The organism is Halorubrum sp. Atlit-26R (assembly GCF_003666015.1).
In the GTDB taxonomy this organism is placed as follows: Archaea; Halobacteriota; Halobacteria; order Halobacteriales; family Haloferacaceae; genus Halorubrum.
The window spans coordinates 348,937-370,708 of the sequence record NZ_QPLT01000002.1 but is presented as its reverse complement, the minus strand read 5'-3'; the positions used below and the strand labels follow the sequence as shown (position 1 = coordinate 370,708).

At 70.5% G+C, this 21,772-nt stretch carries 21 protein-coding genes; 10 read left to right on the top strand and 11 right to left on the bottom strand.

Going from position 1 to position 21,772, the window contains the following annotated elements; all coding sequences use genetic code 11:
- Window positions 1-30: 30 nt before the first annotated feature.
- Together DVK07_RS04285 and DVK07_RS04280 are read right to left on the bottom strand one after the other, a co-directional pair.
- A complete protein-coding gene (locus DVK07_RS04285; protein WP_121595896.1) occupies window positions 31-504 on the bottom strand; it encodes a hypothetical protein in 474 nt (157 codons plus the stop codon).
- On the bottom strand, window positions 497-2,320 hold the full coding sequence (locus tag DVK07_RS04280; RefSeq protein ID WP_121595895.1) for a DNA mismatch repair protein: 1,824 nt from the start codon (window positions 2,318-2,320) through the stop codon (window positions 497-499). Before DVK07_RS04280 ends, DVK07_RS04285 begins: the two co-directional genes overlap by 8 nt.
- Window positions 2,321-2,470: 150 nt before the next feature.
- Between DVK07_RS04280 and DVK07_RS04275 the strand changes: the two genes are divergently transcribed.
- Complete coding sequence (locus DVK07_RS04275; RefSeq protein ID WP_121595894.1) at window positions 2,471-3,145, top strand: MBL fold metallo-hydrolase; 675 nt, start codon at window positions 2,471-2,473, stop codon at window positions 3,143-3,145.
- Window positions 3,146-3,163: 18 nt separating this feature from the next.
- Here the strand turns inward: DVK07_RS04275 and DVK07_RS04270 are convergent, their stop codons facing one another.
- The 4 genes from DVK07_RS04270 to DVK07_RS04255 all read right to left on the bottom strand — a co-directional run bounded on the left by DVK07_RS04270 (window position 3,164) and on the right by DVK07_RS04255 (window position 7,998).
- The gene (locus tag DVK07_RS04270) at window positions 3,164-4,312 is read right to left on the bottom strand and encodes an acyl-CoA dehydrogenase family protein (protein WP_121595893.1); all 1,149 of its coding nucleotides are present in this window, start codon (window positions 4,310-4,312) and stop codon (window positions 3,164-3,166) included.
- A 61-nt stretch (window positions 4,313-4,373) separates the two neighbouring features.
- Window positions 4,374-6,479 carry an AMP-binding protein gene (locus DVK07_RS04265; RefSeq protein ID WP_121595892.1) on the bottom strand — a complete coding sequence of 702 codons (2,106 nt, stop codon included), beginning with the start codon at window positions 6,477-6,479 and terminating at the stop codon, window positions 4,374-4,376.
- 33 nt (window positions 6,480-6,512) lie between these two features.
- Window positions 6,513-6,947, bottom strand: coding sequence for a universal stress protein (locus DVK07_RS04260; RefSeq protein WP_121595891.1), 435 nt, complete (start codon window positions 6,945-6,947; stop codon window positions 6,513-6,515).
- 97 nt (window positions 6,948-7,044) lie between these two features.
- Complete coding sequence (locus DVK07_RS04255; RefSeq protein WP_004598548.1) at window positions 7,045-7,998, bottom strand: transcription initiation factor IIB family protein; 954 nt, start codon at window positions 7,996-7,998, stop codon at window positions 7,045-7,047.
- A 366-nt stretch (window positions 7,999-8,364) separates the two neighbouring features.
- Between DVK07_RS04255 and DVK07_RS04250 the strand changes: the two genes are divergently transcribed.
- Complete coding sequence (locus tag DVK07_RS04250; RefSeq protein ID WP_121595890.1) at window positions 8,365-8,760, top strand: hypothetical protein; 396 nt, start codon at window positions 8,365-8,367, stop codon at window positions 8,758-8,760.
- A gap of 3 nt (window positions 8,761-8,763) precedes the next feature.
- The gene (locus tag DVK07_RS04245; protein ID WP_121595889.1) at window positions 8,764-9,387 is read left to right on the top strand and encodes an METTL5 family protein; all 624 of its coding nucleotides are present in this window, start codon (window positions 8,764-8,766) and stop codon (window positions 9,385-9,387) included.
- Window positions 9,388-9,423: 36 nt separating this feature from the next.
- On the opposite strand, the gene DVK07_RS04240 is transcribed toward DVK07_RS04245, so the two are convergent.
- The 3 genes from DVK07_RS04240 to DVK07_RS04230 all read right to left on the bottom strand — a co-directional run bounded on the left by DVK07_RS04240 (window position 9,424) and on the right by DVK07_RS04230 (window position 11,990).
- Window positions 9,424-11,292, bottom strand: a complete 1,869-nt coding sequence (locus DVK07_RS04240) for a rhomboid family intramembrane serine protease (RefSeq protein WP_121595888.1) — start codon at window positions 11,290-11,292, stop codon at window positions 9,424-9,426.
- A gap of 109 nt (window positions 11,293-11,401) precedes the next feature.
- Entirely contained in the window at window positions 11,402-11,680 is a 279-nt protein-coding gene (locus tag DVK07_RS04235) for a UPF0058 family protein (RefSeq protein WP_008580735.1), read from the bottom strand.
- 94 nt (window positions 11,681-11,774) lie between these two features.
- Window positions 11,775-11,990 carry a ribbon-helix-helix domain-containing protein gene (locus tag DVK07_RS04230; protein WP_004598554.1) on the bottom strand — a complete coding sequence of 72 codons (216 nt, stop codon included), beginning with the start codon at window positions 11,988-11,990 and terminating at the stop codon, window positions 11,775-11,777.
- 242 nt (window positions 11,991-12,232) lie between these two features.
- Here DVK07_RS04230 and DVK07_RS04225 point away from each other — a divergent pair, with 242 nt between their 5' ends.
- A complete protein-coding gene (locus DVK07_RS04225) occupies window positions 12,233-12,847 on the top strand; it encodes a sulfite oxidase-like oxidoreductase (protein WP_121595887.1) in 615 nt (204 codons plus the stop codon).
- Window positions 12,848-12,947: 100 nt separating this feature from the next.
- The gene (locus DVK07_RS04220) at window positions 12,948-14,330 is read left to right on the top strand and encodes an isochorismate synthase MenF (RefSeq protein ID WP_121595886.1); all 1,383 of its coding nucleotides are present in this window, start codon (window positions 12,948-12,950) and stop codon (window positions 14,328-14,330) included.
- Window positions 14,331-14,360: 30 nt separating this feature from the next.
- Here the strand turns inward: DVK07_RS04220 and DVK07_RS04215 are convergent, their stop codons facing one another.
- Window positions 14,361-15,101: a proteasome assembly chaperone family protein gene (locus DVK07_RS04215; protein WP_121595885.1), complete on the bottom strand. Its 741-nt coding sequence runs from the start codon at window positions 15,099-15,101 to the stop codon at window positions 14,361-14,363.
- Between the two features lie 125 nt (window positions 15,102-15,226).
- Here DVK07_RS04215 and DVK07_RS04210 point away from each other — a divergent pair, with 125 nt between their 5' ends.
- On the top strand, window positions 15,227-16,174 hold the full coding sequence (locus tag DVK07_RS04210) for an RsmB/NOP family class I SAM-dependent RNA methyltransferase (RefSeq protein ID WP_121595884.1): 948 nt from the start codon (window positions 15,227-15,229) through the stop codon (window positions 16,172-16,174).
- Window positions 16,171-16,713 (top strand): hypothetical protein, encoded by a 543-nt coding sequence (locus DVK07_RS04205; RefSeq protein WP_121595883.1) that lies wholly within the window; start codon window positions 16,171-16,173, stop codon window positions 16,711-16,713. Before DVK07_RS04210 ends, DVK07_RS04205 begins: the two co-directional genes overlap by 4 nt.
- A gap of 508 nt (window positions 16,714-17,221) precedes the next feature.
- Here DVK07_RS04205 and DVK07_RS04200 read toward each other — a convergent pair.
- Window positions 17,222-18,739, bottom strand: a complete 1,518-nt coding sequence (locus DVK07_RS04200) for a DUF790 family protein (RefSeq protein ID WP_121595882.1) — start codon at window positions 18,737-18,739, stop codon at window positions 17,222-17,224.
- A 559-nt stretch (window positions 18,740-19,298) separates the two neighbouring features.
- Here DVK07_RS04200 and DVK07_RS04195 point away from each other — a divergent pair.
- The 3 genes from DVK07_RS04195 to DVK07_RS04185 are packed head-to-tail and all read left to right on the top strand — an operon-like array spanning window position 19,299 to window position 21,760.
- On the top strand, window positions 19,299-21,032 hold the full coding sequence (locus DVK07_RS04195; protein ID WP_121595881.1) for a tRNA uridine(34) 5-carboxymethylaminomethyl modification radical SAM/GNAT enzyme Elp3: 1,734 nt from the start codon (window positions 19,299-19,301) through the stop codon (window positions 21,030-21,032).
- Window positions 21,033-21,090: 58 nt separating this feature from the next.
- Complete coding sequence (locus tag DVK07_RS04190) at window positions 21,091-21,351, top strand: AbrB/MazE/SpoVT family DNA-binding domain-containing protein (protein ID WP_121595880.1); 261 nt, start codon at window positions 21,091-21,093, stop codon at window positions 21,349-21,351.
- A 1-nt stretch (window position 21,352) separates the two neighbouring features.
- Window positions 21,353-21,760: a hypothetical protein gene (locus DVK07_RS04185; protein ID WP_121595879.1), complete on the top strand. Its 408-nt coding sequence runs from the start codon at window positions 21,353-21,355 to the stop codon at window positions 21,758-21,760.
- Window positions 21,761-21,772 lie beyond the last annotated feature (12 nt).

Genomic DNA, 21,772 nt, shown 5'->3' with positions numbered 1-21,772 from the left:
TACGTCAGGTCGGCGGCTCGCGAACCCCTTCTATCCCAGCGCGGTCACGTCGACGGTGCGGGTCTCGCCGTCGACCTCGATATCGACCTTCTCGGCGACGCACTCGCGCACCGTCTCGCGCCACTCCTCGACGGCCTCGGCGTGTCGCTTCCGGCGCGCTTCGAGGTCCGCGTCCGGATGTTCCGCGGCCGTGTCGTCGACCTCGGGGTACGGCGGCACCGACTCCACGAGCGTCCGCGGATCGATGTGGAGCGGCGCCGGAGCGTCCGCGTCGTCGTCGCGCTCGTCGCCCCCGTTTCCGCTCGCGTCGAGCGCGTGGAGCCGGGCCCGCATCCGCCCGGAGAATGGCGGCGTCGCGCGGAGGACGACCTCGCGGTCGCTCCGCAGCGTCGCTTCGAGCGCGTTCGCCACGTCCTCGCGGTGGACCGCGACCGATCGGATCCGGTTGGGCCCGGGCTCCCCGGGCGCGGACTCCCGGTCGGCGTCGCTCGGTTCCTCAGTCATCGTTCGCCGCCCACTCGGCGTCCGAGAGCGTTCGCTGGACCGCCTCCTCGCCGACCGCCCCGGCGAGGTGCTCGAAGCCGGCGCGGACCCCGCGGTCGCCCGCGTTCGCGACGAGCCGCGAGACGATGAACTCCGGCGTGGACTTACCGATCGTGCCGAACCGCGGCTGGTAGTCGACGCGGAGCTCCAAGTCGTTCGTCAGTCCCTCCGCGAAGATGCCGTCGATCCGGGCGGCGTCGGGCAGCGGGCTCAGGTCCTCGGCGAGGTGGGTGACGTAGACGCCGAGCGCGCCCCGGTCGACGGTGAGCGTGACGAGCCCGTTCAGCAGGTCGGCGGCCCGGCCCGGCTCCGTGATCGCCTCGAACTCGTCGACGAGCATGAGTGTCCGGCCGTCCGCGGTCAGCGGCGGGACGACCGACTTCAGCGTCGACTCTAACACGCCCGCGTTGAACGAGGCGTGCCGGCGGTGGAAGACGATCCGGTCGAACGTCCCGACCTCGGCCGCCTCGGCGGGCACGGGCAGCCCCATCGACGCGAGCAGCGCGACCGCACAGAGCGTTTCGAGCAGCGTCGTCTTCCCGCCGGAGTTCGCCCCGGTGAGGACGCTCACGCGGTCGCCGGTCGGCGGCGCGTCCGCGCTCGCGACGCCCGGCTCGTCCGCGAGCGAGTGCGAGCCGACCCCGTACGAGACCGGCTGGACGTCGCCGCCGAGGAAGGGGTTCCGCGCCCCGCGCACGGCGATCCCGTCGTCGACGAGCGTCGGCCGGACGTGACCGTTCTCGGCCGCGAACCGCCCGAGCGACAGCAGGAACGCGGCGTCGGAGACCGCCGTCGCGGCGCGGGCGAGGGTCGTGTCGCCCCCGCTCTCGTCGGGGGAATCGTTCTCTCCGAGCCGTTCGCGGACGTCGGCCGCGACCGCGGCCTCGCGCTCGTCGACGGCCGCCTCCAGTTCGGCGACGAGGTCGCGCAGCGTCCCGGAGACGAAGTCGGCCGCGTCGAGCGCCTCGTCGGGCGACGCCGACCGGACCGTCGCCGGCTCGACGCCCGTCTCGCGCGCGACGTGGTCGATCGTCGCCGCCTCCAGCGCCTCGAAGTCGCGGAGGCTCCCGTCGCGGACCGATTCGAGCACGTCGAACGCGGAGTCGGCGAGGTCGCGCGCGGCCGACAGCTGTTCGCGCAGCCGGTCGAGCTCGTCGTCGGCGCCGCTCGCGATTTCGATTTCGTCCCCGTCGAGGCCGCCGGCCGGGTCGATCGACCCCCGCACGTCGGCGAGCGCGTCGGCGGCGTCGCGGAGGCGGTCGCCGTCGAGCGCGCCCACGTCGGCGAACGGGCCGTCCGTCAGCCCCGCCTCGCGGAGCGCGACCGCCGTCTCGACCGCGGCGAGGTCGGAGCCGTCGGCCTCGTCGTACGCCGCGAACGCGTCCGCGACGGCCTCGCGGTCCGCCTCGTCGAGGCCGGCCCACGCGTCGCGGGCGGCGACGACCCGATCCAGTCGCTCCTCGACGGCGTCGCGGTCGAGAAGCGGGGTCAACACCCGGATCCGGTCGGCCGCGTGCGCGGTCAGCGCCGCGTCCGCCGCGAGCGAGAGGAGGTCGTCGTACACCGAGCGCGCGTCGCCCGTCGCGAGCACGTCCATCCCCGACTCGCCGTTCGCTCTGCGGAGGATTCGGGTCGCGCGGCCGCGGTGGAGCCCGGCGTCGACGAGCGCGCGGACGTCGGCCGACTCGATCGCCTCGACGGCCCGTTCGGTCCCGAGCGCCTCGGTGAGCCGCTCGCTCGTCTTGGGGCCGATCCCCCAGTAGTCCTCCAGTCGCATACCACGTGGTGTCGCCCCGGCGTCTTGGCGTTTTCGTCGCCCGCTCGGTCGTCGACGCGTGCGCACGGCCGCGACTTCTCGGCCGGACCGGGGGCGCCGCTGCTGCCGGCAGGAAAGTGTTCATCCCGCGCTGGGCCGTATCGTGGAGACATGGCAACCGAGATCGCCGACGGCGTCTGGCGGATCGAGTGTCGCGGCGTCAACGCGTACCTCGTCTTCGACGACGTCCCGACGCTCGTCGACGCGGGCACGCCGTGGGACGAGGCCGCGATCCGCGACGGCCTCGACGCGGCGGGCGTCGAGGTCTCGGAGATCGGTCGCGTCCTCCTCACCCACTACGACATCGACCACGTCGGGACGCTGGCGGCGCTCGCGCCCGACCTCGACGCGCCGGTGTTCGCCTACGGGTTCGACGCACAGCTGCTCCGGGGCGCCCGCTCTCCCCCGCTCCGGAACCACAAGGGGCTGATCCAGCGGCTCGGCGGGCTCGTCACGGACTCGGGCGACCTCGACGTCGTCGGCGTCCGCGACGGCGAGCGCGTCGGCTCGTTCACCGCGTACCACTCCCCCGGCCACACGCCGGGCCACGTCGCGTACGTCTGCGAGGAACTGGGTGTCGGACTGCTCGGCGACCTCGTCTCGGAGTCCGACGGCGAGCTCAGATCCTCCAGCTGGCTGATCAGCTACGACACGGACGAAGTCGCGACGAGCGTGCGCGGGCTCGCCGACCGCGCTCCGGCGTTCGAGGTCGCCTGCGTCGGGCACGGCGACCCGCTCGCGTCGGGGGGAAGCGAAGCGCTGCGGCGGTTAGCGGCGACGCTGTGAGCCGGTTCGGGGTCGCGCTCAGCGCGACTGCCGGTAGATGAGGTTGCGCTGAATGTCGTTGGCGCCCTCGTAGATCACCGGGATGCGCACGTCGCGGTAGACGCGGGCGATCCGGCGGTCGGTGAGGATCGAGCGCCCCCCGTGGAGCTTCATGCCCTTCTCGGCGCAGTCGGTGGCGACCTCCGTCGACTTCGTCTTCGCCAGCGCGGCCCAGTAGCCGGCGTCCTCGTTGTTCGCGACCTTCTCGCAGGCGCGCCAGTTGAGCGCGCGCGCCGACTCGAACCCGATCCGCATGTCCGAGATCGTGTGCTGGACGGCCTGGAAGTCGTCGATGGTGCGGCCGAACGCCTCGCGCTCGTCGATGAACGCCTCCGCCTCCTCGATGGCTGCGGCCGCGAGCCCGAGCCCGTGGCCCCCGACGATGACGCGACCGTGGTTGAAGAAGTCCGCGAGCACGTAGAACCCGCCGCCCTCGCTGCCGACGACGTTCTCCTCGGGCACGAAGCAGTCGTCGAAGACGATGTGGCCCTGCTTCGAGGCGCGCATCCCCATCTTCTCGGGGATGTGCTCGGCCTCGTAGCCGTCGGAGTCGGTCTCGACGATGAACAGCGTGTAGTTGGAGTAGCGGTCGTCGCTCTCGCCGGTCTTCGCGTAGACGGTGAGCCAGTCGGCCTCGACCGCGTTGCCGACCCAGTACTTCTCGCCGGTGAGCTCGTAGCCCCCCTCGACCTTCTCGGCCTTGGTCGTCATGCCCGCCAGGTCCGAACCGGTCTGCGGCTCGGAGACGGCGAGCCCGGAGATCTGGTCGTTCTCGGCGACGGGCCGGAGGTACTCCTCTTTCTGTTCCTCGGTGCCGTAATCCTCGACCATCTCCGCGCCGAAGCTGGCGAGCTGGAGGGTGAGCGCGATGCCGGCGTCGGCGCGGTAGAACTCCTCCGCGATGGCCAGCACCTGCGCGAGGTCGAACCCCTTCCCGCCGTACTCCTCGCCGATGTCCTGTGCGACGAGCCCGGCGTCCATCCCCGCTTCGAGCACCTCCCACGGGTACTCGCCCGACTCGTAGTACGACTCGGCGTTCGGGGCGATGTACTCGTCGGCGAACTCGCGGGCCTCCCGTTTGACGTCTCGCGCGCGCTCCGGCACGACGCTGTCGTCGAGCAGCTCCATACGCTCCGTGAGGACCCCGCGGACTAAACGTTCGTGGAACAACGGAGAACGCCGGGGGAGTTTATCTCTCGTCGACCGCGGTCGTGTCGCCTCCACCGTCGCCTCGCTCTTCCGCTTCGAGGGCGTCCGTGTCACCGGATTCCGCGGCGTTGTCGTCGTCGTCGCTCGGTTCGGTCGCGACCTCCTCCGCGTCGGCGATGTCGACCCCGCCGGTGTCGCTCGGCTCATCCTCGTCGACGTCGCTCGGCTCGTCCGCGGCCGCGCCGTCGCCCGTCGCGTCCTCGGAGTCGGGTCCCGGGGCGCCCGCCTCGCCGTCCGTCCTCTCCTCCGATTCCGCCGGCGGATCGGTTGATTCGGACGGCTCGGCGGGGTCGGCGGGCTCGAACCCCGCGGTTTCGAGGTCCGCGTCGGCGTTCCGGCGGGGGTCCGCGCCGCGCTCGCGGAGGAGCGCGCGCGTCGCCTCCCTGTCGACCGTCCCCGAAACGGTCCGCGGCAGCTCCTCGACGTACGCGATCGTCTTCGGGATCTTGAACCGTGCGAGTCGCTCCCGGGCGAAGTCGACGAACGCCGTCTCGTCGATCGGCGCGGGACCGATGCCGCCGGCTTCGACCGCAGGCGGTTCGGGTCCGTCGCTCTGCTCCGCGTCGCCCTCAGCCGTCTCATCGCCCTCAGCCGTCTCATCGCCCTCAGCCGTCTCATCGCCCTCAGCCGTCTCGTCGCCCTCGACGGAGGCCGTCGCCGCCGACGGGAACCGGTCGCCGAGGGCCACGAGCGCCGCGACGCGCTCTCCCCACACCTCGTCGTCGAGCCCGACGACCGCCACGTCGTCGACCTCGTCGTACTCTCGGAGGACGGCCGTGACCTCTCCCGGCTCGACGTTCTCGCCGCCGCTGATGATCCGGTCGTCGACGCGGTTGAGCACGTGGAGATACCCCTCCTCGTCGAACCGTCCGACGTCGCCCGTGTGAAGTCCGTACGGGCCGAAATCGGACCGATCGACGTCCGCGGGGTCGATCCCGTTCAGGTCGATCGCGTCGCCTGGGGACGCGTCGCCTTCGCCGACCGCGTCGGGGGAATCTCCCCCGTCTTCGACGAGGTACCCCGGCGTGATCGTCGGTCCGCTGACGACGATCTCGCCCGTCTCGCCCGGCTCGACCGGGTCGCCGTCGTCGACGACCGTCACGTCGGTTCCGAAGAGGGGCCGGCCCACCGTCCCGATCCGGTCTCGGGTCTGTCGCGGCGTCGCGGTCGTGATCTGTGAGGCGGCCTCCGTCATCCCGTACGTCGGGTAGACGGGGACCGAGTAGTCGCGACACCGCTCCAACAGCTCCGCCGGCGCGGGCGCCCCCCCGAGCAGGACCACGCGGAGCGAGTCCGACAGCGTCCCCCGTCGGTCGAGCATCCGCTTGAGCATCGTCGGGACGAGCGAGACGCCGGTCACGTCGTACGCGTCGATGTCGTCGGCGGTGCCGCCCGCGTCGAACCCCTCGCGCAACACGAGGGTGGTCCCGTACAGCACCGACCGGTACACCGGCGCGAGCCCGCCCATGTGGTGGAGCGACAGCGACACCAGCCACCGGTCGTCTGCCTCGACGCCGAGGCGGAACGCGGAGGCGACCGCCGAGCTGTACACGTTGCCCGCGGTCAGCGGCACGGGCTTGGGCTCGCCGGTGGTCCCGGAGGTGAACAGCACGCAGAGCGGGTCCCCGAACGACCACTCCGGGGGATCGAGCGACGCCGGGTCGACGTCGTGGATTCCCGTGACCTCGGCGCTCGTCGGGTCGTCGACGGAGTAGACGGGTATGCCCTCGATCTCCGCCGCCGCGTCGGTCGCCGTCGGCTCGGTCGGCTCCGCGCAGACGACGGCGTCGAGGTCGGTCCGGTCGATCCGCGCGGCGATCTCGCGCGGCGTCAGCTCCTGGCCGAGCGGGACGAACGTCGCCCCGATCCGCATCGTCGCGTGGACGAGGCCGACGGTGCCCACGTACGGGGGCGTGAGCACGCCGATCCGGTCGCCCTCCCCCAGGCCGTGCGCGACGAGCCGGCCGGCCGTCTCGGCGACGAGACGGTCGAGGTCGGTGTAGCTCCACGCCTCGCCGTCCTCGGCGCGGACGAGGGCTGTGTCGTCGGGCGACGAGACCACGCGGTGAGAGAGCCAGTCGCGCATCGGTCTCACCCGCGTTCGCCCGGTACGGTGGCGCTACTCATCCGTCGGCTGTCGCACGGTCAACACCGGGACGTCGGAGGTGCGGACGACGCGCTCCGTGACGCTCCCGAGCAGGTAGCGGTCGAGCCCCTTCCGCCCGTGCGTCCCCATCACCACGACGTCGATGCCGTGTTCGTCGACGTAGTCGTGGATCGACCGGTACGCGGTGCCGGACACGACGCTGGAGACGCACTCGACGCCGACGTCCGCGGCGGCGTCGGCCACGCGCTTCGTCGCCTCCTCGCCCTCAGATTCGAGCGCCTCGACGACGATCTCTGCGCCCGCCTCGAGGCTGGAGTACGCCGCGCCGTCGACGACGTACAGCGCGTGGAGGCGCGCGCCGTACTGGTCCGCGAGGTCGATCGCGTGTTCGATCGCGGCGTCTGACGCCGGACCACCGTCGGTCGGAACGAGGATCTCTGAGTACATCTCACCCCGTAGTACAGCGGGTATCGATTAAAAACCCGATCAACTGTCCCGAAGTCCGGTAAGGAACGCACACCGCGATTCCGAACGGGAGGCCGCCCTAGCGGAAGCCCATCGCTTCGATCTGCTCCTGGTACCGGTTGCGGATGGTGACCTCGGTGACCTGCGCGACGTCGGCGACCTCGCGTTGGGTCTTCTTCTCGTTACAGAGCAGCGAGGCCGCGTAGATGGCCGCCGCCGCGAAGCCCGTCGGCGACTTCCCGGAGAGCAGTCCCTGCTCGGCGGAGACGTCGATGATCTCGGTCGCCTTCGACTGGACCTCTTCCGAGAGCTGGAGCGACGAGGCGAACCGCGGGACGAACTGCTTGGGGTCGACCGGTTTCAGCTCTAAGCCGAGCTCCTGGGAGATGTAGCGATAGGTCCGGCCGATCTCCTTCTGCGGGACCCGCGAGACGTCCGCGACCTCGTCGAGGCTGCGGGGGATCCCCTCCTGGCGGCAGGCGGCGTACAGGGCCGCGGTGGAGACGCCCTCGATGGAGCGCCCCCGGATGAGGTCCTCGTTGAGCGCGCGTCGATAAATGACGGACGCCACCTCGCGTACCGACCGCGGCACCCCGAGCGCGCTCGCCATGCGGTCGATCTCCGAGAGCGCGAACTGGAGGTTGCGCTCGCCCGCGTCTTTGGTCCGAATCCGCTCCTGCCACTTGCGCAGGCGGTGCATCTGCGAGCGCTTCTCCGAGGAGAGCGACCGCCCGTAGGCGTCCTTGTCCTTCCAGTCGATCGTCGTCGTCAGCCCCTTGTCGTGCATCGTCTCCGTGATCGGGGCGCCGACGCGCGACTTCGACTGCCGCTCGTTGTGGTTGAACGCGCGCCACTCCGGCCCGCGGTCGATGTTCCGCTCGTCTAAGACGAGCCCGCAGTCCTCGCAGACGAGCTCTTGGTCGGCGTCGGTGACGATGTTCTCCGAGTCACACTCCGGACAGGAGACCGTCGATTCGTCCGTTTCCTGCTCCGTGTCTCGCTCCTGTTGCCGCTGGCGACTCGGACGTTCCATTAAAAGGTTTGTGGTCAGTCGCGTATTTAAGCCTTGTCCACGTCCATCATCGATCCTGAGGGATCTCGGGTCGGCCTCATGTCCGGTTTATACCGTTTAAAACGCCTGTAACGCCTGAAACGGAGACGCAGATTCGAGTCGTCGGCGGCTTCGACGTGGTCCGCCGCGGTCCGGCACGACGCACGAAACGTGACCGTACATCGAGGTCGAAATTCGACATTGGGAACGCCCGGCAAGGCCCGAAAACGCCATGTCAGCGGTAGAGCGTGTTCGATCCCGGAGCGTGCCGTGCGCGACCGCAGGATCCTTTATATTACCACTAAACATCTATAAAGACTTTTGTATAACCTCTGCCAATGGATTCGTATGAGCACTACTTCGTCTCCCGGCATCGAACGCACGCTGCGCGGCTGTCGCCCCGCCGACGTCGACCCAGTCGTCATCGACGCGGCGGACCTCGACAGCACCGCGCCCGAACACCTCCGCGACCTCAAGCGGGGGCTCGCGGCCCGCGGCTACCAGCCCGCCGCGGTCGCGACCGAGGCGGAGTTCGACGCCGAGAGCACGCTCGAACGCCAGCGCGAGGCCGACCGCCTCCGCGACCTCGTCCGCGCGGCGTCGTTCCTCGGCGCCGGGCGGATCGAGGTCAGCGTCGACGGCGAGCCGCGCGAGGAGACCCGCACGGCGCTCGCGGCGCTCGCCGAGCGCGCCGACCGCGAGGGCGTCGAGTTCGTTCGCGTCGACGGGGACGGCGCCGCCTGACCGATGGCGACGAAGCGGTCGCTCGCGACTAAGCTCGGGGTCGTCGCCGGCTTCGAGCGTCCGGACGCCGCCCTCGAACAGTACCCGACGCCCCCGGAGTTGGCGGCCCACGTCGTCCACCTCGCCGACCTCCACGGCGACGTCGACGGCCGGACCGTGATCGACTTAGGCGCCGGCACCGGGATGCTCGCGCTCGCCGCCGCGCTGCGCGGCCCCGCCCGCGTCGTCGGCCTCGAACTCGACGGCGGCGCGCTCGCGACCGCCCGCGCCAACGAGCGCCGCGTCGCCGCCAGCGCGCCGGTCCACTGGGTCCGCGGCGACGCCACCCGCCCGCCGCTCGCCGTCTCGGAGCCCGCGACCGTCGTGATGAACCCCCCGTTCGGCGCGCAGGACGGCAACCGCAACGCGGACCGCGAGTTCCTCGCGGTCGCGAGCGACCTCGCGGCCGTCTCCTACTCGGTCCACAACGCCGGTAGTCAGGAGTTCGTCGAGGCGTTCGCCGCCGACGAGGGCGGCGAGGTGACTCACGCGTTCGCGGCCGAGTTCCGGATCGACGCGCAGTTCGACCACCACACAGACGAGGCGCGCGACATCGACACCGAAGTGTACCGGATCGAGTGGTCGTAGGCCCCCGGCCCGCCCCTCTGGTATGGCCGCCCTCGACTACTGCCGCCCCTCGTAGCGCTCCCGCTGCGCGATCCGGACCCGGGTCTCGCCGCGCTCCGCGAACACCGCGTCGCCCTCGCGTACGAACGTGATCCCCCGGACCCTCACCGACTCGTTCGCGGCCGGGAGCGGCGCCGTGACGTTGTTTCCGCTGCCCCCGACTACCGAGAGCTCGAACCCTCTCCTCGTGGCCGCGACGACGACGTTGCGGCCGTCGATCCGGGGCTCCGCCCGCGCCGGGTCGCTCGTGAACAGCGTCCGCCTGGTTTCGTTCCGTATCGCGTCGACCCGATAGGTCGGGTCGCCGTTCGCGGCGACCCACCCGACCCGCTGGACCCAGACGGTCTCGCGCCAGCCGGTCCCGCCCACGTCGACCGCGCGGTACCCCCAGAACGCGAGGTTCCCCTCCGAGACGGCCGTCGTCCATATCTCGCGGTCGGGGTCGCTGACGATCACCCCCGAGGTGTTCACCGACGTCGAGCGCCCGAACGCCTCCACGTCGACGACGCCCACGAGCCGGTCCTCCACGTTCTCCGCGTACGTCACCTGGTACCCCTCGACCTCGATCGGGTCGCCGGGGAGGTCGCCGTCGTCGACGGCGACGAGGTTCGGCACGACGGCCGGTCCCGCGACGACGGCCAGCGCTCCGAGCAGGAGGAGGACCCCGACCGCCGCCGGCGTCGCCGACCGGATCCCGCCTCGGATCGTCTCGGGCTCCGGAACCGCCCGGCTCGGCCAGAGCGGCTCGTCGCGCGAGACGGCCGCGACGGCGACGATCGCGGCCAGCAGGGCCAACAGCCCGACGCCGACCGCGCGGTACAGTTCGTACCGCTCGTTCCCGAGGTACCAGTACACCGCCCACAGCCGACGCGACGCGCCGAACAGCAGCAGCGCACCGAAGACGAGGAGCGCCGACCGCTCCGTCGCGTCCGTCCGCGGTCCGTCGCGGTCGACGGTCGCGATCGGGTGGTACCGCCACCGTCTCGCGGTCGGGCCCGTGTCCGGCTCAGGAGCTCCGGCGTTCGAGTCCCTCGCGCGGCGCCGCACGAGGAGGACCGCGATCAGCGCGCCGCCGATGAGCCCGAGCGCGTGTCCCTGTATCGCCACGTTCGCCCAGCCGGGCACGCCGTAGGAGGGGGACGCCTCCGCGAACGCCACCGGGACCCGGAGGGACTCGTAGAGGACGCCGACGAGCGTCGTCCCGGCCATCGCCACGACCGCGGCGACGGGGCGCGAGACGAGCGCGAAGCCCCAGTACGCGAACACGACGACGGAGAAGCCGATCACCGGGCCGAGCGCGAACAGCGCGGAGAGGAGCCCGAACCCGACCGCCGCGCCGGGGACGATCAGGAGCGCCCGGACGTAGGGATTCGCGGCCGGCGACTCGACGGCGGCCACCCGGCTCGGGAGTTCTCGGAGGCGACTCGGCAGGCGTCGGAGCCGGACCGCGAGGCCCTCTCCGTCGTCGACCTCGCGCCCGTCGGGGAAGTGGCCGTACGCGTACTCGGCGAGTCCGCCGGCCACGAACGCGGAGAGGAGGTTTCCGGTGATGTGACCGCGACTCGCGTGCGCGAAGCTGGACCAGAGCAGCCCCTCCGGGTAGAAGTACGACCACGACCGGAACGGGATCACGACCGGGCGGTTCGGATTGTCGATACCTGACTGAACGAACAGGTACACCCCGACCACGCCGGCGATCACGAGGAGCGTTCCCCACGGGACGCCGAGGAGGAGCCGAGAGCGGAGCGCCCGCGTCCAGTCGTCGCTCGGGCGGTCGACGAGGTACACCGCGGCGAGCGCGACGACGACGCCGACGCCTCCGGCCGCGAGATGGACGGCGTCCGATGTCAGCGCTTCCGCGACCATGTGGGGTTCGAGGGGGCCGCGCACACATCAATACGGGGGTCCGGTGCGTCGCGTCGAGTTCGAAATAGGAGGGAGAGCGCGCCTCGACCGGTGACCGGAGCCTTCGGCCTCAGATCTTGTTCTCGGCGTCGTCGGCGAGCTCCTCCATCCGCTTGCCGACGCGGCCGGCGGGCGAGAACTCGTCTTCGCTCATCGCGTTCGCCAAGGCGTTACCGAGGACGAACACGGCGTGTTTGTGCTCGCTCTTCGACTTGTGGACGTGCGAGGGGTCGACGTCGAGCTCGTCGTAGGGGTCGAACAGCGAGCCGTCGACGGTCTCCTGCGCGCGGAAGTGTTCCATAATCGTCACCATCTGTTCGTGGAGTTCGAGCAGCTCGTCCTTGTGCATATCCACGGATACGGGATGTAAGCCCTATAAGGGTTGTTGAGGGGGGTACGCACGGTTCTGCGCCGCGGGGACCTCAGCTGCGGAGGTCGGTCGCTCAGAAGACGTACTCGTCTTCGTGGCCCATCATCCCCTCGTCCTCGAACCCGTTGGAGTCGTCGTCGTCCCGGGGACCGCTCGTCTTGTACGCCTTGATGCCAGTCGACAGCAGCTCCTCGACCGCCTCCTCCCGGTTGAGGAACTCTCCCTCCTCGACCATCTGGGCGATCTGCATCTCCAGATGCTCCGGCACGGTTATCTTCACTCGTGGCATTTGCTGTCCGGGTCTTGTGGCATGGCGTATATAAAATTGGCGTCGGAGATACGTGGATTCAAAAACTCAAAACGAAGACTCAAAAGTTCATTTTTGATCTTCTAAATACGCGTTAGAGATATACGAACCCGGGCCGCACTCCTTCCGGCGCCGGGGGCGTTCCCGTCGAGCGCGGCGCGCTCTGACGCCCGACCGTCTCCGAGAGCGACATTCATACGTCGGTCCGGGCCGAACCGAACCGCATGACAGAGTCCGGCGTCGAGGCCGCCGAGGACCTCACCGACCTCTACCGCGAGTACGGCGACGACCGGCTCCCGCCGGGACAGCGCGAGACCGACGGCTTCCCGGTCCTCTCGAAGAGCGGAACGCCGTCGTGGGACCCGGAAACGTTCGAGCTCGAAGTTTGGGGCGCCGTCGAGGAGCCGCGCTCGTTCACGCTCGACGAGTTCCGCGAGCTCCCGGCCGTCACCCAGCGACAAGATTTCCACTGCGTGACGGGGTGGAGCAAGTTCGACTGCGAGTTCACCGGGGTCGCGTTCGCGGACCTGGCCGAGCTTGCGGGCGTCCGCGACGACGCCGAACACGTGCTGTTCCACTCGCTGGACGGGTACACCACCGACCTCCCGCTCGACGAGTGTACGAAGCCGGGCGTCCAGCTCGCGTACGGCTTCGACGGCGACGACCTCCCGGCCGACCACGGCGGCCCGATCCGCGTCGTCACCCCCCACAAGTACGCGTACAAGGGAGCGAAGTGGGTCTCGGGCGTGGAGTTCCTCACCGAGCCCGAGCTCGGCTACTGGGAGAAGCGCGGGTACAGCGACACGGCGAACCCCTGGAACGAGGAGCGGTACAGCTGATCGCTCGGCGCTGAAGCCCCTCCGCCCTGCCGTCTGATCTCCCCCGTCCGCTCCGCCCCGATAGTCAGGATAAAGGGTCCCCGGTCCCCATTCGATACGCATGGAACGGGCGCGCTCTCGGTCGTCGCCGCCGCTGGTCAGCCGGACCACGGCGATCGACGAACCGGCGTTCGCGGCGGCGTTCGAAACGCTCCCGTCGCCGCGCACGACCTGGAGCGCGCCCGACGACGCGCTGGTGCTCGGCGGCGGCGCGGCGGCGACGCTCACCGCCGACGGCGGCGACCGGTTCGGGGCGATCCGGGAGGCAGCGACCGAGCTGTTCGAGTCGGGCGACGTCCACGCGGGCACCGAGGCGGCCCGTCCCCGCGTCTTCGGGGGGTTCGCCTTCCACGAGGGCGCCTGCGACGGCGACCCGTGGGGGCCGTTTCCGGAGGCGCGGTTCGTGTTACCGCGGGTCCAGCTGACGATAGCGGACAACGGCGCGTGGCTCACCGTCAACGCGGTCGCCCCCGACGCCGACGTGTCCGCCGTCGAGGACCGCTTGGCGCGCGAGGTCGACCGGTTCGCCGCGCTCGACCGACGCGACTCCGGGGAGGCGGGCGAGAGCGCGGCCGCCTCTCGGCCGCCCCGTCCGGGCATCCTCGAGAGCCGCCGGACGACGAGCCGCGAGGCGTGGCGCGAGAGCGTCGGCGCCGCGGTCGACCGGATCCGCGACGGCGACCTCCGGAAGGTGGTGTTGGCGCAGGCGCTCGAGGCCGACCTCGCGGCCGACTTCCCGCGCGCGGCGACGCTCGAACGCCTCGCGGAGAAGTACCCGGACTGTCACCGCTACTGGTTCGAGCCGGACGGCGGCGAGAGCGCCTTCTTCGGCGCCACGCCGGAGCGGTTGGTCTCGCTCCGCGGCCGCACCGTCGAGACCGACGCGCTCGCCGGGACGACCGGTCGCGGGGAGACGCCGAGCGAGGACGAGTGGCTCGCGCGGGAGCTCCTCGACGACGAGAAGAACGTCCACGAACACGAGCTCGTCGCGGAGACGGTCCGCGACCAGTTGGAGCCGTTCGCGGCGTCGGTCTCCGCGGGCGAGCGCCGCGTCCGGCGGCTCGCGACGGTCCAGCACCTCCACACCCCGATCACCGCCGAGCTCGACGCGGACCGCCACGTCCTCGATCTCGTCGAGGCGCTCCATCCGACCCCCGCGGTCGGCGGGCTGCCGCCGGACCGCGCGCTGGCGACGATCCGCGAGACGGAGCCGTTCGACCGCGGCTGGTACGCCGCCCCGGTCGGCTGGATCGACGCCGCGGGCAACGGCGCGTTCGCGGTCGCGATCCGCTCGGCCGTCGCGAGCCGGCGGCGCGCGACGCTGTTCGCCGGCGTGGGGATCGTCTCCGACTCCGACCCCGACCGCGAGTGGGACGAGGTCCAGCTGAAGTACCGGCCGATCCTCGACGAGTTAGAGGGCGGCGACGACGAGAGTGGTCGATAGCGCGCCCCGCCGCCAGTGCGAGGGGTCGCGCTACTGGAACATCTTGAGCGGCTCGGCCTGCGAGCTCTCCTCGTTCGCCTGTCGCATCTGCTCGGCGAGCTGTTGCTTCGCGTTCCGGATCTCCGTCGCCTGCTCGACGAGCCCGTCGGTCGGCGTCTCGATCCCGGCGATCGGGTCGATGCCGTCGGCGATGAGCACCCGCGCCGCCTCGGGGTCGGGGAACTGCGGGTCGGACTCGACGACGAGCCCGACCGCGTCGCGGTCGTTTTCGAGCGCCGCCGCGAGCATCGCGCCCGTGGGCCCGGAGACGAGCCCGGACTCGGACGGTTCGGACACCTCGGCCCGGGCCAGCGCCTCGGCGCCGTCGCCGGTCGCGATCCCGTACAGGCTCGGGGGCGCCTCGTCCTTCTCGCGGCCGAGCCCCGACAGGAAGATCGGGAACAGGTCGGCCTCGTCGAACCACGAGCCGACGCACGCCGCGACCTCCGTCGCCGCGGCCGGGTTGACGGGCACGTCGCTGCGGAGCGCGACGAGGTCGTTCTCGGGGTCCGCGTACAGCCGCACGGGCGTCGTCGCGGCCGTCTCGGACTCGCGGTAGACGGCCACCGGCGGGAGCCCGTCGCAGTGGACGTTCGCGTAGTGGGTCATCCCGTGGACGTCGATCAGGTGGTCGGTCGCGATCTTCCCGACGAGGCCGACGCCGGGGAACCCCTCGATCAGGGTGGGCTCGTCCGGCGAGACGTCGTCGTCGAGGACGGAGATACGTGCCATGCGCGGCCCTACGCCCGGGGCGGACCTAAAAGTGCTGCGCGGGGCAGTTCCGCGTACAGGTGCGGCGCGCGGCGACCGCGCGCGAGTCCCGAAACCGTCTAACGGCCTGCCCCGAAAGGACGGGCATGAACCCGCTCGACCGATACGAGCCGCTCGTCGACGACGTCGACGCGTTCCGGGCGGCGTGCGACCGGCCCCTCCCCTCGGTCGTGCGCACGAACGGCATCGCGGCCTCCCCGGCCCGCGTCCGCGAGGCGTTCGACGAGGCGGGCGTCGCCTACGAGCCGGTCGACTGGCATGACGGCCTCTTCCGGCTCCCGGACGGGAACCCCGGCGGCAACTGGCCGTACGTCCACGGCTGGACGCACGGACAGGAGGAGGTGTCCGTGCTTCCCGGGCTCGCGCTCGACCCGCGGCCGGACGAGCGCGTCTGGGACGCCTGCGCGGCCCCCGGCAGCAAGACGACCCAGATCGCGGACGCGATGGACGACGAGGGGACCGTCGTCGCCAACGACAACAACCTCGGGCGGCTCTCCGCGCTCCGGCACAACGCCGAGCGCCTCGGGATCACGAATACGATCGTCACGAACCAGGACGCCCGCAACTTCTCGACGAAGCCGCTCGCGTTCGACGAGTTCGACCGCGCCTTGGTCGACGCGCCCTGCTCCTGTGAGGGCACCTGCCGGAAGAACCCGGACGTCTTAGACCAGTGGACGCTCGGCCACGTCGACGCGGTCGCGGGGATCCAGAAGGGGATCCTGGCCCGGGCCGTCCAGGCGACTCGCCCGGGCGGCGTCGTCGTCTACTCGACGTGTACGTTCGCGCCGGAGGAGAACGAGGCCGTCCTCGACCACGTCCTCGGCGAGGAGGACTGCGAACTCGTCGACTTCGACCTGCCGCTTGAGACGGATCCAGGCGTCACCGAGTGGGAGGGCGAGACCTACGACGAGTCGGTGACGCGCGCGCAGCGCATCTACCCCCACCGGAACGACACGGGCGGGTTCTTCTGCGCGAAACTGCGCGTGGGCGGGGAGGAAGACGAGAGCGCGAGCGACGGCGAGGTGGCCGCATGAGCGACGACGAATCGGGAGCGGCACCCACCAACGACGGGCAGCAGTTCGATCGCCTCCCCGAGACCCCCGCCGACCGCGAGGTCGAGGGCCGGGCGAGCCGCGCGGAAGTCCTCGACTGGTGGGACGAGCGGTTCGGGATCGGGCGAGAGGTGTTCGAGGAATACAGCTTCTGGGAGAAAGGGGCCGGAAAGATCTGGATCTTCAACGGCGAGGCGACCGACCCGAGCGAGGTGGAGGCCGTCGGGATGACGTTCCTCCGGACGCGACAGGAGCACTGGAAGCCGACCGGCCGGGCGGTCTCGCGGTTCGGATCGCGCGCGACGAAGAACGTGATCGAACTGGACCCCGAGCAGGCGTCTCGGTTCGCCGCGGGAGAAGATCAGGAGTTGCCGGAGTGGGACGGTGACTGGGGGTACCTGATCGCGACGCACCGTGTTGCCGGTGAAAGCGTGCCGATCGGGGTGGGGCTGTATTTATACGACGAACTGCGCTCCGTGGTCCCGAAAGGCAGTCGGGCCGACCTGCCCGTCGTGGAGTGACGGATCGCGTTCACATGTCGCTTTACTGCTTATAAATGACTGATCGCGGATCGGCGGAGAACACTTCTCAAACCCCAATCGATCGTTTATAAATAGCCGCTCACGGACCGGCGGTGAACACCACCAAAGCCACGGTCGCTTCCTTATAAATAATTGACTACGGGACGGCGTTGAACACCGCCAAAGTCCCAGCCGTTCGCTTATAAATGACGGAATGTGGATCGACGGAGAACACCTCCAAAGCCCCAGCCGCGAGGCGGGCGCACGCTCGCTGCGGTCCTCGGTTGGTCGCTCGCTTCGCTCGCTCCTGCCCTGCGGTCCTTACGTCGCCTGCGCCCGCCTCGCGGCTGCCCCTTTGAGTCCCGCCCGCCCGCACAGCACCGCAGCCTCACGCCTCCCCAGCCTCGTCAGTCGCCGTCGCTTCGCTCCGGCGACTGACTCCCTCGCGCGTGCGATTCGCGCCCTTCGGGCGCTCATCGGCACGCGCCACAGCACTTATTTAAATACGCTACACCGATTTCTCCCGAACTGTCCCGCCGCCGAGCCCCTCCCACTCGACCCGGTACCCCAGCCGCGAGAGCGCGGCGCTCGCGTCGTCGACGCCGTAGTCGTCGAGGACCGCCTCGGCCTCCGAGAGCGCCATCCCGGCCTCGATTTCCTCGGCGAGCGTCTCTATCACCGCTGGCCGCACGAGCGTCCGCCCGATCCGCTCGTGGTCGGGGAACGACTTGTCCGCTAGCGCCTCGACGCTCACGCCGCGCTCGTCGGCGAGGTTGTCAAGGCCGATGGCGTCGGCGTCGGGCGAGAGGGTATCGGGGAGGTCGGCGGCCGCGTCCGCGACGAACTCGGCCTCGTACTCGCGGAGCACGTCGACCACGTCCTTCACGCGCACCGTCCCCGAGTAGGTGACGACGCGGTGGTCGCGCGCGGCGATCTCCTCGCCGACGCCGAGGCTCTCGTCGACGGCGACCAGCAGGTCAACGTCCTCCACGTCCGCGAGCTGGCCGAGCTTCTTGTCGACGTACTCGGGGGTCCAGAAGCCCATCACCTCGAAGAAGAGTCTGAAGTCCGCGTGGGCGTAGTCGAATGCGAAGTCCGGGATCATCACGCTCGCCCCGGTTTCGAGCGGCTCCGGCTCGCGCACCAAGGTCCAGTCGAGATCGAGCCCGCGGACGCGCCCGGCGAAGTCGGCCTCGACCCCGCTGTCGAAATCGGGCTCCGCGACGGGCTCGACGTCCGGCACCGTCACGTCGCCGTCCGAGAGGCGCATTGTGCGCTCGCGGCCGCGGTCGTCGATGGTCGCCTCCAGCGACCACTCCGCCGACTCCGCGACGGTCCGGAGCAGCCGCGCGAAGGCGGTCCCGTACCGCCGCGTGCGCGAGAACAGCCGGTCCGGGCCGGTGACGACCAGTTCGCGGCCCTCGGGGGTCTGCTCCACCTCGTACATCAACCGGAGTCGCTTGACGGCGGAGACGAGCCGCTTCGGGTCGTTCGACCGCACCCGGACCTCGGTGGCGTCGAAGAGCGCGGTCTGGGCCAAGGAGAGGTCGTACTGCTCCAAGAGGGCGTCGGGGTCCCAGCGCACGTCGGCGTCGACGAGGACCTCGTTGACGTCGCGGTCGGCGTACAGCGAGGCGTCCACCGCCTCGGACTCGATACCGAGCGCGTCGGCCGCGCGCTCGACCGCGACCTCCCGGTCCGGCTCGCTCGCGACGCCGACCGCCTCCGCGGCCTCGAACGCGGCCCGCCGGACGCGGCGCGGCGGGACCGGCGCGCGCGTCTCGAACTCGCACTCGCGCTCGACGAGCGCCGCCAGCCCGCGGACGAGCTTGAAGTCGCCGTTCCGGGCGGCGGCGTCGGCCTCCAGCGCCGCCAGCGCGTCGTCGAGGTCGCCGCGCCGCTCGCCGACGTGCGACTCGAACGTCCCGAGGACGCGGGCCGCGAGCGGGCGGTGTTCCCGGCCGGTGAACTGCGGGCGGTAGCCGCCGCCCGCCCGGGAGACGCGCAGGAGGTCCTTCCGGAGCACGGGCCGGGGTACGCCGCGCCCTGCCTAAAACGAGCGGGTTCGGTTCCAACCCCCGAACGTGCGGTCGCGGTGGCGCGTGCCCGCGAGGCCGCACCGCGGCCGAGCGGCACGCGCGAGGGAGTCAGTCGCCGGAGCGAAGCGACGGCGACTGACGAGGCTGGGGAGGCGTGAGGTACGGTTGCGGTGCGGAGCGGGGCGGGACTCGAAGGGGCAGTCACCGGCGGCGAAGCCGCCGGTTGCCCGTGGCGCGTAGCGCCACGCTGTCGCGAGGACGAAGCACGGCGACGGTAGCACCGCAGCGAGCGGAGCGAGCGAGGAGCGCACCGAGCCGCGCGAGTCCTCGCGGCTGGGGCTTCGGTGGTGTCGCTCGCCGATTTGTCTGATTTGAAGCCCTCGTACAGCCGAGCGGTCGAGGGCTCAGATTTCGTTTCGCCGAGGCGGAAAACGCGGTACCGTGTGATCGAAGACACGGCGCCGACTCTCGCTTTTTCGCCGACGCGCACCCCTCTCACGGATCGGTGCGACACGCTTAACTCCGAAACCCGTCGATCGGAGCGTAATGAGTACCGACGCGGCGGGCGACGCCGAGTCCGACGACGGCGCCGGAGACGCCGACGCCACCGACTCGGAGGCGTTCGTCCGCACCTGCGAACACCTCGTCGACCGGATCCTCGACGGGGAAATCGAGCGCGACGACCTCGAACGCGCCAAGCTCGACGCCTGCTCGGAGTTCGGCTCCCCGAAGGTGCCGAAGAACACCGAGATCCTCGACCACGCGCCCGCCGAACACCGCGACGACGTGATCGAGGTGGTCCAGCGCAAGCCCGTCCGGACCGCCTCGGGCGTCTCGCCGGTCGCGATCATGACCTCGCCGGAGCTGTGCCCGCACGGGAAGTGCCTCTACTGTCCCGGCGGCCCGGCCTCGGAGTTCTCCTCGGCGCAGTCGTACACGGGCCACGAGCCCGCGGCGGCCCGCGGCGAGCAGAACGACTACGACCCGTACGGGCAGGTAACCCTCCGGCTCGAACAGCTCCGGAAGATCGGCCACCCGGTCGACAAGGTCGAGCTCATCCTGATGGGCGGGACGATGACCGCGCGCTCGCACGATTACCAGGAGTGGTTCGTGAAGCGCGCGCTACAGGCGATGAACGACTACGACCTGGACAAGGAGCCGGAGCCGGCCGAGGGGGAGTCGTTCGCGCCCGCGCCAGAGGAGACCGAGTTCGAGTACCTCGAGGACGTGATCGCGGAAAACGAGACGAACGAGATCCGTAACATCGGCACCACCTTCGAGACGAAGCCGGACTGGTGCGACCCGGAGCAGATCGACCGGATGCTCGACCTCGGCGGGACGAAGGTCGAGGTCGGCGTCCAGACGACCTACGAGCGCATCAACCGCGAGATGCACCGCGGGCACGGCAACGAGGCGAGCCGGAACGCCAACCGACGCCTGCGCGACGCCGCGTTCAAGGTCGGCTTCCACATGATGCCCGGCCAGCCGGGGATGACCCGCGAGATGTGCTTAGAGGACTTCCGGCAGCTGTTCGACAACCCCGACTGGCGGCCCGACTACCTGAAGATCTACCCCACCCTCGTCGTCGAGGGGACCCGCGTGTACGATCGCTGGCGCCGCGACGACTTCGACCCGCTCACCAGCGAGGAGGCGGCCGACCTCGTCGCCGACGCCATGGACCTGATCCCGAAGTACACGCGGCTCCAGCGCGTCCAGCGCGACATCCCCGCGGATTTCATCGATGCCGGCGTCCAGAAGTCGAACCTCCGCCAGCTCGCGGCCCAGCGCGCAGAGGGGAAGGGGATCGTCCAGCGCGACATCCGCGCCCGCGAGGTCGGCCACAACGACGCCGACCCGGACCCCGACGACGTCGAACTCGACGTGCTCACCTACGAGGCCGGCGGCGGCACGGAGCACTTCATCTCCTTCGAGGATCCCGTCCGCGACCTCCTCGTCGGCTTCTGTCGCCTGCGGTTCCCCTCCTTCGCGCCCGACCAGCCCGGCGCGCCGGGCACCGAGGGCGACCCGATCCGCCCGGAGCTCGAAGACGCCGCCTTGGTCCGCGAGCTCCACGTGTACGGCAACGAGGTCGGCATCGGCGGCGACGGCGACTGGCAGCACCAGGGGTACGGGACGAAGCTCTTAGAGCGCGCCGAGGAACTCGCTCGCGAGGCCGGCTACGACAAGGTCGCGGTCATCTCCGGCATCGGCGCCCGCGAGTACTACCGTAACAAGCTCGGCTACCGACAGGACGGGCCGTACGTCTCGAAGCGGATCTGACGGGGTCGGGAACCGGCTGCCCCCCAACACTAAGGTATTACGACGAGTATTACCGCGCATGAGCGAGTCGACGCGGATCACGGAGAAGGGGCAGGCGACGATCCCGAAGTCCCTCCGCGAGAAGTACGATTTGACCCCCGGTGACGAGGTGATCTGGATAGACACCGACGAGGGAATCGTCGTCAAAAAGCGCACGCGCACGGCCGGAAGGGGACTGCTCGTCCCCGACGACACGTCTCGAGAAGAGCGGGAGGCGGTCGCCGAAGAACTCGCCCGGCGCGTCCGAGAGCGCCGCGACAGCAACTACGAGGAGGTCTGACGTGACGGAGTACACGGCCGACGCGGTCTCGCTTCTCGCCTATCTCGTCGACGCGCTCCCGCGCGCCGCCGATCGGATATTCGCCGAAGCGGAAGCCGGAGAGACGGTCGTTCAGGCACCCAGTACGGCGATCGCCGAGGTTTTGTACGCGGTCTCTCGCGACAAGGACGTTCGAGGCGTCACCCTCACCGGAACGCCGGACGAAGCCCGCCAGGCGCTACTCGACAACGGACCCGTCATGCTCGCGTCTATCGAGGACGCCGAGCTGACAGAGTACGCTCTGGTCATCGACGAACTGAGCATTCACGACGCCCTGACCGTCGCCAGTCACCGAACGCGGGAGACGGACGCGATCATCACGAGCGACGGCGTCATCGCCGACGCCGGCTACGAGACCGTCTGGAACTGAGATCGGTCTCGC

What these genes read in the sequence shown, in the direction of transcription:
- DVK07_RS04235 (WP_008580735.1), bottom strand. Translation starts at nt 11,680, where the DNA reads ATGCACAAGGACGAGCTGCTCGAACTCCACGAACAGATGGTGACGATT.
- DVK07_RS04270 (WP_121595893.1), bottom strand. Translation starts at nt 4,312, where the DNA reads ATGGAGCTGCTCGACGACAGCGTCGTGCCGGAGCGCGCGCGAGACGTC.
- DVK07_RS04240 (WP_121595888.1), bottom strand. Translation starts at nt 11,292, where the DNA reads ATGGTCGCGGAAGCGCTGACATCGGACGCCGTCCATCTCGCGGCCGGA.
- DVK07_RS04220 (WP_121595886.1), top strand. Translation starts at nt 12,948, where the DNA reads ATGGAACGGGCGCGCTCTCGGTCGTCGCCGCCGCTGGTCAGCCGGACC.
- DVK07_RS04255 (WP_004598548.1), bottom strand. Translation starts at nt 7,998, where the DNA reads ATGGAACGTCCGAGTCGCCAGCGGCAACAGGAGCGAGACACGGAGCAG.
- DVK07_RS04215 (WP_121595885.1), bottom strand. Translation starts at nt 15,101, where the DNA reads ATGGCACGTATCTCCGTCCTCGACGACGACGTCTCGCCGGACGAGCCC.
- DVK07_RS04260 (WP_121595891.1), bottom strand. Translation starts at nt 6,947, where the DNA reads ATGTACTCAGAGATCCTCGTTCCGACCGACGGTGGTCCGGCGTCAGAC.
- DVK07_RS04230 (WP_004598554.1), bottom strand. Translation starts at nt 11,990, where the DNA reads ATGCCACGAGTGAAGATAACCGTGCCGGAGCATCTGGAGATGCAGATC.
- DVK07_RS04225 (WP_121595887.1), top strand. Translation starts at nt 12,233, where the DNA reads ATGACAGAGTCCGGCGTCGAGGCCGCCGAGGACCTCACCGACCTCTAC.
- DVK07_RS04280 (WP_121595895.1), bottom strand. Translation starts at nt 2,320, where the DNA reads ATGCGACTGGAGGACTACTGGGGGATCGGCCCCAAGACGAGCGAGCGG.
- DVK07_RS04210 (WP_121595884.1), top strand. Translation starts at nt 15,227, where the DNA reads ATGAACCCGCTCGACCGATACGAGCCGCTCGTCGACGACGTCGACGCG.
- DVK07_RS04285 (WP_121595896.1), bottom strand. Translation starts at nt 504, where the DNA reads ATGACTGAGGAACCGAGCGACGCCGACCGGGAGTCCGCGCCCGGGGAG.
- DVK07_RS04190 (WP_121595880.1), top strand. Translation starts at nt 21,091, where the DNA reads ATGAGCGAGTCGACGCGGATCACGGAGAAGGGGCAGGCGACGATCCCG.
- DVK07_RS04275 (WP_121595894.1), top strand. Translation starts at nt 2,471, where the DNA reads ATGGCAACCGAGATCGCCGACGGCGTCTGGCGGATCGAGTGTCGCGGC.
- DVK07_RS04245 (WP_121595889.1), top strand. Translation starts at nt 8,764, where the DNA reads ATGGCGACGAAGCGGTCGCTCGCGACTAAGCTCGGGGTCGTCGCCGGC.
- DVK07_RS04265 (WP_121595892.1), bottom strand. Translation starts at nt 6,479, where the DNA reads ATGCGCGACTGGCTCTCTCACCGCGTGGTCTCGTCGCCCGACGACACA.
- DVK07_RS04250 (WP_121595890.1), top strand. Translation starts at nt 8,365, where the DNA reads ATGAGCACTACTTCGTCTCCCGGCATCGAACGCACGCTGCGCGGCTGT.
- DVK07_RS04195 (WP_121595881.1), top strand. Translation starts at nt 19,299, where the DNA reads ATGAGTACCGACGCGGCGGGCGACGCCGAGTCCGACGACGGCGCCGGA.
- DVK07_RS04205 (WP_121595883.1), top strand. Translation starts at nt 16,171, where the DNA reads ATGAGCGACGACGAATCGGGAGCGGCACCCACCAACGACGGGCAGCAG.